Genomic DNA, 9,327 nt, shown 5'->3' on the forward strand with positions numbered 1-9,327 from the left:
GATACTCAGATGAACGCTGACTTACGCCAGAAGCTTGCTCGCATGACAGACATCCTTTGGGCCGGCGGGGTCGTGAACCCGGTCACTTATATCGAGCAGATCTCCTATCTCATCTACCTGAAGATGCTGGACGAGGAGGAGAACCGGCGCGAGTTGCAGGCGCGGATGGTGAAGAATGGCGGTACCAAGTCGCTGTACCCGCTGCAGGCCAAGCGCTTCCGTTGGACAGAATGGCGGTTCAAGAGTGGCGAGCCACTGCGCAACTTCATCCGCGACCAAGTCTTCCCCTACATGGCCTCGCTGGTGAAAGAAGCCCCGCAGATCTCCGAGTACTTCCGCGACGCGGTGCTTGAAGTCACCGACCCCAACGTCCTAAAGCAGGTCATAGACATCATCGATTCCATCGACTTCGCGAAGCTCGGCACCGACACCAAGGGCGACATCTTCGAGTACTTGCTCACGCACCTCGGCCAGTCGGCCTTGAACGGCCAGTTCCGCACCCCGCGCCAGATTCGGACAATGATGGTGCAGATGGTTGACCCGGATTTCGGCGACACTATCTACGATCCGGCCTGCGGCACGGGCGGGTTCCTGATTGACGCGGTCGAATACATCCTCGCCCGCTACTCGGAGAACCCGGTCGAAGTCCCCATCTACGGCGAGGAATGGCTGGAAGAGCGAGACCAGACCATCGCCGAGGCGAAGAAAGAAATCCCGAACCTTCAGACCTATCGCAAAGGCCCGGGCGAGAAACTGCCCGACTGGGCGCGGCTCGAAGCATCCATCTACGGTACAGATGTTTCGCGCTCCATTATGCGCATCGCTGTGATGAATCTCGTCCTGCACGGCATCCGCAAAGCGGGAGTGAAGCGCGCCAACTCCCTATCTGAGATGGGCGGGCTGACCGAAGACGACCTGCACCGTAGGTATAGGGTCATCCTGTCCAATCCACCATTCGCTGGTGTCCTGCTCAAGGAGTCAATACGCAAAGACCTGTCAACCTCTTCCAAGAAGAGCGAGCTGCTTTTCCTCGCGCTCATGATGGACGCGCTTGCACCAAGCGGAAGTTGCGCCGTCATTGTGCCAGATGGTTTGCTCTTCGGTTCCACGATTGCACACAGAGAGCTCCGCAAGAGGCTGCTGAAGGACTTTGACCTGTGGGCCGTCGTCTCTCTGCCTGCTGGTGTGTTCAAACCCTACGCGGGCGTGAAGACTGGGATCCTCGTCTTTCACCGCCCTCCCGAATCCGCCAGTCGCAGTTCGGCGGTCTGGTTCTACGAGGTGTCCAATGACGGATTCGACCCCGACAAGATCTCCGGCGGCGTCCGGCCCGAAACGCCTGAAAAGAACGACATCCCCGGCCTTCTCAAGGCGTGGTCGCAGTACAAAGATTCCGGCTTCAAGACCCCGCCCGGCATTGAAGCCAATACTGTGCTCAAGCCCGGCTCTGACCAGCCCAAGTGCTGGTGGGCCACTCATGCAACCATCGAGGACAACGACTACAACTTGGCCGCTGGGAGATACAAGCCGACCGTTGCGGAGAAGCCGCCCGACGACGACCCGCGCAAGCTCATCAAAGACGTCCTCGCCATCGAGGGCGATATCACCAAGGGTCTGCAGAAGCTATTGAAGGACGTGGAGGAGTCCTGACGCGACGGACCGTGGCCCGTCTTTCAAATGTACTGAACGTTCAGAATGGCTTTGCCTTCGATTCAGAGCTGTTCGCAGAGGGAGATGGAGTTCCCTTGGTCAGAATCCGAGATCTCCCTCGCAGTCGAACTGAGGCGACCTACACAGGTCCCTTCAGAGACGAATTCCTCATCCATGATGGCGACTACCTGATTGGGATGGACGGCGACTTTGGTTGCTACCAGTGGGGAGGACCTACCGCGCTGTTGAATCAGCGCGTCTGTCGGCTTACGAACTTTGCCCCAGTGGTGGAGCCGCGCTACATCTACTACTGGATAAACGACGAACTGGCTGCGATACAACACCGCACCGCATTTGTCACTGTGAAGCACCTGTCGTCGAAGCAGATTCTCGACCTAGAGATTGACCTTCCTCCCCTCTCCGAGCAGCGCCGGATAGTCGAGATTCTGGACCAGGCCGATGCGATTCGGAAGAAACGCACCGAGGCCGACAAACTGACCGAGCGTATCTTGCCCGCCCTCTTCTATCAGATGTTCGGCGACCCGGCTACGAACCCTAGGAGGTGGCCCGTCTTACCTCTCGCAGATCTGGCAAGTAGTGGGCCGCAGTACGGGGCCAACGCGAGTTCGGACGTATGGACCCCGGGTGCACCACGTTATGTTCGGATTACCGATGTCGACGACAAAGGCCGACTTCGTGAAGATAGCGTCGTGACCGTCGCGGCTGGTGATTGGGCCGAGTATGCTCTGAGACCGGGCGACCTGCTTTTCGCCCGTAGTGGTGCCACAGTAGGCAAGACGTTCATGTACCGGGAATCACACGGACCATGCGTCTTCGCTGGCTACATGATCAGGTTCGGTCTCGACACGTCGCAGATCGAGCCGTGGGTGGCGTTTGCCTATACTCAGACTCCGCACTATCTGGCATGGGTCGCGGTCAAGAAACGCTCTGCTGCACAACCGAACATCAACGGGCAGGAGTACGCTGGTCTACTAGTTCCGAGGCCCGACCGGGCACTGCAGCGTCGTTTCGCGGCCGCCGCCAACGGTCTTGAGGCACTGGCTGCAAAGCGCCGTTCCGCAAATGCACAAATGGAGGCGACTCAGTCCACACTTCTCCACCGTGCCTTCTCGGGCGAGTTGACGGCCAAGTGGCGCGAGAAGAACAAGGCCTTGGTCGAAAGGGAAATGGTGGAGCAGAAGCGCGTCTTGGAAGCGCGACGTTGCTAACGAGGAACCGTGTACCTCACCGAACTCATCGAGCGAAAGCCATCTTGAGCCTGCCGGGAAGAACGTCCTTGGGGGATGCGTTGTACAGGCGTGCGCTCTCCGAGGCCAAACGCCATCTCCGCGGTGGTGGGAGGCTAGCGAATAGAGATATCCGGCTTCTAGCCGGCCTGAACTACGACCAGGCAATCAAGTTCTTTAACACGGCGATTTTACGAGGAGCGCTGGTGCGCCGCGGCCGAGCAAGCGGGACTCGCTATGAATTGCCGGAGTGACGCCGGGCCGTTGCCCGTCCCCGGACTCGCCTTTGGGGGCGTACTGACCGCCAAGTGGCGCGATAAGAACAAGGCTTTGGTCGTGTCCGAAGTGGCGGAGCAGAAGAGAATACTGGCGGAAAACGGAGGTGTAGGATGATAACACTGAGTCCTGACTTTCGGATAACGAACAGCAACGGTACCGACATCACGTCAGTCGACGAATGGGGTCGTGCTACTGGTCTCGTGCAAGACTGCAAGTGGAAAGATGCCTACAGCGCCAAGGAACTGGCCAAGTCGTGGTTTCAGACAGGGAGAGTCGCACTACCGTATTCGCTTGAGGGTCTGCTGCGTGGCAACGCGGACTTCGATGGAGCCATACTTGTTGGGGGAGTTGCCGAGGCCCAGACTAGATTCGACGACGTCCCGCGTGGCCCGAGGAATCACGACCTTCTGCTCTTTGGGCGTGCTCCTCGGGGTGAGTTCGTGGTGGGGTTGGAGGCCAAGGCGAACGAGCCTCACGACGAACTGCTTAGCGAACACATTCGGACACTTGAGAACCGCAGCCCTAGGTCGGCGATCCGCCATCGTACGGACTTGCTCTGCCAAGCGCTCTTTGGCCAGCCGTACAGCGATACTCGATTCGGCCAGCTTAGATACCAACTCCTGGCTGCGACCGCTGGAACGCTGTTGGCGGACAAAGGAAGTACACGTGCCGTGCTCGTCATCATGCAATTCATGACGTCCGCGTGTACGGACGAAGCCATGGCCCGCAACGCCGCCGACTGGCGCTCATTCCTCGAAGAGATGCCGGGGCGCCCTGTCTCTGCGGCAGAGCCGGATGTTCTCGCTGGTCCCATCTCAGTTCCCGGCAACGAGTTCATTCCAAGCGGGATTCCGCTCTACTTGGGCAAGGTAATCACCGAGACGGAGGCATGATGTACCTTCGCGAGTTCAGCATAGGCAACTTCAAGGCGTTCGGACCTACGCAGACGCTGCCGATCAAGCCGATAACGCTCATCTACGGCCCCAACAGCGGCGGCAAATCGAGCCTGCTTCACGGCTTGATACTGGCCCATCATGCGCAGATCTCTGGGGATTTCGACGTACGCTATGCGAAACTCGGGGGTAATTCAGTTGACCTGGGGGGGTATCAGCAGTACGTGCACAAGAGGCGGTCAGACACGCCGGTAGAAATGTCCTTCCGTTTCGACAGCACTGGCCTGAAAACGAGATGGGGCGACGCCGTCAACGCGGGCAGGTCGTTCAACATCGCGATGTCAATCGGGGTGCGTCATACCGAGCGCAAGCTCGGGGAGGATTTGATCTCCGTGGACGTGCCACAGCTTCGTCGGTACGAGGTCTCGGTAGACGGCGAGAATATCATGGCGTTCAGTGGCCGCAGGGACTACTCTCACCTCGGCTTGGACGTTCTTAACTACCGACACCCAGCCCTAGCCGAGGTGGTCGCGAAGGCGGCGAAGGAGGCGGACCCGAACGGCACGCTCCAGATATCGGATGTCTACGGGATACTGGACGGCTTGGTTTCCGACATCAAGATAACCCAAGGTGTCCCGTTCCCAGATGGAACCGAGCTTGGGCAAACCGAAGAGGAACTCAGTCACGTCCAGTGGACGCAAGCGGTCGAGCGACTGAGCGCAGTCGAGGAGCAGGCGTTCATGGAGATGATGGAGAAATCGCGCCACGAGCCCGACCCGTTCGCTGCCTACGAGGCACTGTACGGTTGGTGCGTTGGCGTTTGGCGCAGAGCGCGCGCCGAGCTGTTTCTGCTGTCATATCTTGGACCGCTGCGAGACTACCCGGAGCGTGACCTGCCTGGGCGGTTCGACGATCCAGACTGGTTTGCTGGGGGTGGCTTCGCGTGGGATGCCGTCAAGCAGGACTCTCAGGTTCGCGCCGCCGTGAACCACTGGCTGGAGGACCCGCAGCGCATGATGACGCCGTACCGAATTGAAGTTCAGCGGTCATACTCTGCTGGCGACCTCATGGATGCGGCCAGTCGCAGCGCCGCGCGGGCGAGCGATCCGGTGAAGCACATGGAACGCGTCCTTGAACGAGCTGCCGCCACGGATTCTCTGCGGCTCATAGACCTTCGCACCGGCACAAGCGTCAGTCACAGGGATATTGGCGTGGGTATCAGCCAAGTTCTGCCAGTCCTTGTCGCAACTCTTGGGCTACGGGGACGTACGTTGCTCTTTGAGCAACCAGAGGTTCACATTCATCCCGCTCTGCAAGCTGAATTGGGTGACGTTTTCATCCAGTCGGCAGCGGAGCGTAGTAACACGTTTATCGTTGAGACCCACAGCGAGCATCTCCTTCTCCGGGTCCTCCGTCGCATCCGGGAAACTACCCAGGGCAGGCTCCCTGAGGGTGTGACACCGATCACGACGAAAGATGTGCAGGTTGTATTTGTCGAGCCGACCAAATCAGGCTCACGGGTGCTTTTGATGGAGATCGACGAAGAAGGCCAGCTAGTTACTCCTTGGCCCGGTGGGTTCTTCGAGGAGGGGTTCCGTGAACGCTTTGGCGCTTAGGGAGGGACTCATGTTCGAGTTCGCTCTGACGCCCGATGCCATCGACGCTGCCGTTGATGGACAGGACAGGGCGAAGAAGAACACATTGCTTCTGGCACTGAGGAATATGCGCGTCAACGGGCTTCTTGCGGACCTCCGAAACGGCGAGTGGCTGAAGTTGGTGAGCCAGAAACTCGAACAGGCCCAGGATCCGTCAGCCAAGGACGCAGTCATGGCATGCCTAAAGTCGTTGCAGGACAGATCTAGGATAGTGCTTCATCCCATACAACCTGGTGAGGCTTCTGAAAGCGCTTGGATTGATGCCGCTTTGGCCTCTCACCGCCGCTTCGGGTTGGATGGCGTTTTTGCGGACGAACCCAGCGCGACAATTGTGCGCGGCAGGCCGGGCGCGGAGATCGTAGTACCTCTGGCCGAAGCGACCGATTCGCCGCGATGGAGCCTGTTCTCATGCAGCAGCGTGCCCATCAAGAAGACCGAGGAGGACTACCGCAGGGTGCTATCAACCATGCTGGCTTACGCAAAGTGGGCAATCGTGGTAGACCGTTTTCAGCAGTATGGGCGCTTCACGATGGCTGCCATCACCGTCATCTCGGAACTGCTGGGCGCCCGTCGCGCGAGGAAGACGACGCCGCACGCCACAGTTATGTTGTGCACCGCCGAAGGCGGGCAGCGTCCCGAGGGCCGAACTTTGGACGATCACTACAAGCGCGGGTGGACCGTAGCGCTAGAACCACTGGCTCGGCGTCTTGGTATCAACTACTTGGTCTACATTGAGCCCGGAGCGGGCTCAATCCACAACAGGTTCGTCTTCACGAACCAATGTGGGATCCAGACCGGAGATAGTCAGGGAGTGTACGACGATGATGCTGCGCGCGCGGACGATTGGGCACGGATGGACGAGAAACATGTGTGCAAGAGGCTTCGAGAATGCGACTTCCGAGCTGACCCGCTGGTCACGCGGTGGCTGGAGGTCACTGCCAACGGTAGTCGCATAGTTGACCGCCGGGCGGCATCCGTGACAGCTTAGCTCTTGATGGCCGCAACATGATCAGGCAGCGTGTTTCTCATGCGACTGCGTGAGGTCTTAGACGATGGCAGGAGGAAACGATGGCGGTTTGGCTAGTTAGGGCGGGCAGGCATGGCGAGTTCGAGCAGAAGTTCATCAGCGAGAACCGACTATATGTGACTTGGGAGAATCTCGATGTAGACGTATCCAAACTCAAGGGAAGGCCCAAGTTGGCAGAGGCTCTTTCGCAACGTTACCCCGACACAAAACCGAAGGCGATCTTGGCTTGGGCCAGGCAGATCTGGCCGTTTGCACACGCGATGCAGAGGGGCGACCTTGTGGTTGTTCCGCTCAAGACTCAACCTGCCGTGCAGATAGCCGAGGTCACCGGGGACTATCGTTTCGAACCAGCGGGACCCAGTCCCTACTACCACTGGCGTTCGGTGAAGTGGATCGGTGAGGCTATTCCTCGGACGCGCTTTGGCAAGGATCTGCTGTTCTCCATGGGTGCTGCCATGACAATTTGTCGCATCCAGCGTAACAACGCAGAGGCGCGCATAGCTGCGATGCGCGCGAGCGGCTGGAAGCCGGAAACCGGGGTTGTGCCTACACCCGACGTCACGACGCCGGACGAGGAAGAAGCTGGTGGCGGCGACCTAGAGGAGCTAGCTCACGACCAGATAGCGCAAGCAATCGCGGCTCATTTCAAGGGACATGGTTTGACGAGATTGGTCGAGGCGATCCTGAAGGCGCAGGGCTACTCTACGTACCGTAGCCCTGAAGGCGCGGACGGAGGCGCGGATATTCTGGCCGGGGCTCCACCTTTGGGATTCGGAGCGCCCCGTCTCTGCGTCGAGGTCAAGTCGGGTGACACTCCCATTGATCGTCCTGCGGTAGACAAGCTGCTCGGAGCCGTGACCAAGTTCGGCGCGCAGGAGGGGTTGTTCGTTTCCTGGAGCGGCTACAGGAGCAACGTGCAGAAGGAGATGGCCGCGAGCTTCTTCCGAGTGCGGCTGTGGTCCCAGAAGGAGCTCTTCGAGGCCCTGTTCGCGCACTACGACCACCTGGACGACGACATCAAGGCCGAGTTGCCGCTCAAGCGCATTTGGGTGCCAGTCACGGAAGATGACGAAGGCTGGCAGGCCCGCGACGGCGTGGAATGATGGAGTCTGGATCACTGTCCGGGAAATGGTCACACATCGCGGCTCCTGGCGAGCATCCGGGCGCATGAGAAAGGAAGTGTGCATGGAAGTACATTACGAGAAAGCCAAGATAGGTGATGACGTACATGTCGTAGCGCTGCTTCCGAGCGACGTCTTCAGCAACGTCAAAGCTCAGACCAGGGTCGCAGAGGCGCTGCGGCGACGTTTCAAGGTCTCCAGCGTCCACTTCGTGGACATTGGCAGCGGTCTGCCGGTGTACTCAACTCCTCCTGGCAGTCCTCCAGTCGATTACGGGCACTTCAACAGGCTGTTGCCGCGTGACCGAAGTAGCTGGCCGACATGCGAGATAGAGCTGTAACGGAACGCTCGACGGGGTAGACCGTGAATTCCCGCTACGAGGACGTAGAGCAGCACTTGGACGACTACGTAGGTCTGCTGAACGCTCTGTCGTGGGAATACGCCCCGTGGAATGAGCCCAAAGCCCAGAAGCAGCACCAGTGCGAGTTCGGTTGCCTGATCGAACGTGGGAGCAAGTACTTCCGCAAGCTGTGGTCGCCGGACCGCAGGGAAGATGTGAAACTCTGCCACGACTGCATGGTCAAGATGCTCTTCGCGCTCTTCGGGACTGACCAAGAGGCGACCAAGCGGGCGCTGGCAATCGACAAGCAGAGATGGGACGCCACAGTGCGAGCACTCCGTGGCCTGAGACAGCCGCTGGAGGAACCAGAATCGTGAACACGGCTCTCGGCTGGCACCTGTTGAGGTAGGGACGTGAACGAGAACACCGGCGACCTGTCCGCCTGCCTCCCGCGTGGCGATGTTGAACACGTCGCCACGGATGGCCTCAAGCGCTGCCTGAGCTAGACCGCGCGCCTCCCACTTCGCGATCAGAACCGCGGCTTCCTTGGCCAGCGACTCGCCGGAGCTCTCCCTCCGGGAGAACGCCCACATCTCGCGGCCGAAGTTCAGGTAGAACGGGTTCCTGGTGATTGGGACTCCTGGACCAACACAGGCCTGCTTAACCTGTGCTCCGCCGGAGCGTCTACCAGGATCACGGTCTCGACACGTGCGCTATGTTGTTGACACGCAGGCCGATACGAACCGGTTCGCCTTCGCCTGGACGTTTGACCGGGAGTGACGATGCTATCTCAACGGACAGTGACGTGTTTCTGACGGAAGCGGCTACCGCAACTGAAACTTGCCCTCTCGGCGCATGAACGCGACTTCGCTGAACTGGTTGAAGAAACCTAGCTGGCCAAGAAAGCCGCTGGAGGATGTCCCTGTCTTAGTTGAAAATCAGTAGCGGTTCCCCTGCCCGGATGGTAGCATCTGGGTTGTTTGAATGTTATGAAAGGAGAACCGCTGTGAGAAAGTACCGGAGATGGTCGTCGGCTGCAAGTCGGAACGTCAGGTCGGCAGGCAGGCAGGTGCTGGCTTCGCTGGATCAGGAGGATGCCTTGGAGCTATTGCAGG

General features: G+C 59.3%; 8 protein-coding genes. All 8 read left to right on the top strand.

Annotation, left to right across the window (positions count from 1 at the left end; translation table 11 throughout):
- Positions 1–9: 9 nt before the first annotated feature.
- The 8 genes from FJY68_07740 (at position 10) to FJY68_07775 (ending at position 8,589) form a co-directional block, all read left to right on the top strand.
- On the top strand, positions 10–1,650 hold the full coding sequence (locus tag FJY68_07740) for an SAM-dependent DNA methyltransferase (protein ID MBM3331724.1): 1,641 nt from the start codon (positions 10–12) through the stop codon (positions 1,648–1,650).
- The gene (locus FJY68_07745) at positions 1,467–2,879 is read left to right on the top strand and encodes a hypothetical protein (protein ID MBM3331725.1); all 1,413 of its coding nucleotides are present in this window, start codon (positions 1,467–1,469) and stop codon (positions 2,877–2,879) included. The genes FJY68_07740 and FJY68_07745 overlap by 184 nt, the downstream gene beginning before the upstream one ends.
- A 407-nt stretch (positions 2,880–3,286) precedes the next feature.
- Entirely contained in the window at positions 3,287–4,069 is a 783-nt protein-coding gene (locus tag FJY68_07750; protein MBM3331726.1) for a hypothetical protein, read from the top strand.
- Positions 4,066–5,685, top strand: a complete 1,620-nt coding sequence (locus FJY68_07755; protein MBM3331727.1) for a hypothetical protein — start codon at positions 4,066–4,068, stop codon at positions 5,683–5,685. The genes FJY68_07750 and FJY68_07755 overlap by 4 nt, the downstream gene beginning before the upstream one ends.
- 10 nt (positions 5,686–5,695) lie before the next feature.
- Entirely contained in the window at positions 5,696–6,712 is a 1,017-nt protein-coding gene (locus FJY68_07760; GenBank protein ID MBM3331728.1) for a hypothetical protein, read from the top strand.
- A gap of 80 nt (positions 6,713–6,792) precedes the next feature.
- The gene (locus FJY68_07765; protein ID MBM3331729.1) at positions 6,793–7,854 is read left to right on the top strand and encodes a restriction endonuclease; all 1,062 of its coding nucleotides are present in this window, start codon (positions 6,793–6,795) and stop codon (positions 7,852–7,854) included.
- An 82-nt stretch (positions 7,855–7,936) separates the two neighbouring features.
- Positions 7,937–8,212, top strand: a complete 276-nt coding sequence (locus FJY68_07770; protein ID MBM3331730.1) for a hypothetical protein — start codon at positions 7,937–7,939, stop codon at positions 8,210–8,212.
- Positions 8,213–8,235: 23 nt separating this feature from the next.
- Positions 8,236–8,589: a hypothetical protein gene (locus tag FJY68_07775; protein MBM3331731.1), complete on the top strand. Its 354-nt coding sequence runs from the start codon at positions 8,236–8,238 to the stop codon at positions 8,587–8,589.
- Positions 8,590–9,327: the final 738 nt, after the last annotated feature.

Source organism: candidate division WOR-3 bacterium, assembly GCA_016867815.1.
In the GTDB taxonomy this organism is placed as follows: domain Bacteria; phylum Hydrothermota; class Tepidihabitantia; order Tepidihabitantales; family Tepidihabitantaceae; genus UBA2258.

Excerpts from the sequence above, each read along its gene's own strand:
- FJY68_07740 (MBM3331724.1), top strand. The coding sequence starts at position 10 with ATGAACGCTGACTTACGCCAGAAGCTTGCTCGCATGACAGACATCCTT.
- FJY68_07750 (MBM3331726.1), top strand. The coding sequence starts at position 3,287 with ATGATAACACTGAGTCCTGACTTTCGGATAACGAACAGCAACGGTACC.
- FJY68_07755 (MBM3331727.1), top strand. The coding sequence starts at position 4,066 with ATGATGTACCTTCGCGAGTTCAGCATAGGCAACTTCAAGGCGTTCGGA.
- FJY68_07760 (MBM3331728.1), top strand. The coding sequence starts at position 5,696 with ATGTTCGAGTTCGCTCTGACGCCCGATGCCATCGACGCTGCCGTTGAT.
- FJY68_07765 (MBM3331729.1), top strand. The coding sequence starts at position 6,793 with ATGGCGGTTTGGCTAGTTAGGGCGGGCAGGCATGGCGAGTTCGAGCAG.
- FJY68_07770 (MBM3331730.1), top strand. The coding sequence starts at position 7,937 with ATGGAAGTACATTACGAGAAAGCCAAGATAGGTGATGACGTACATGTC.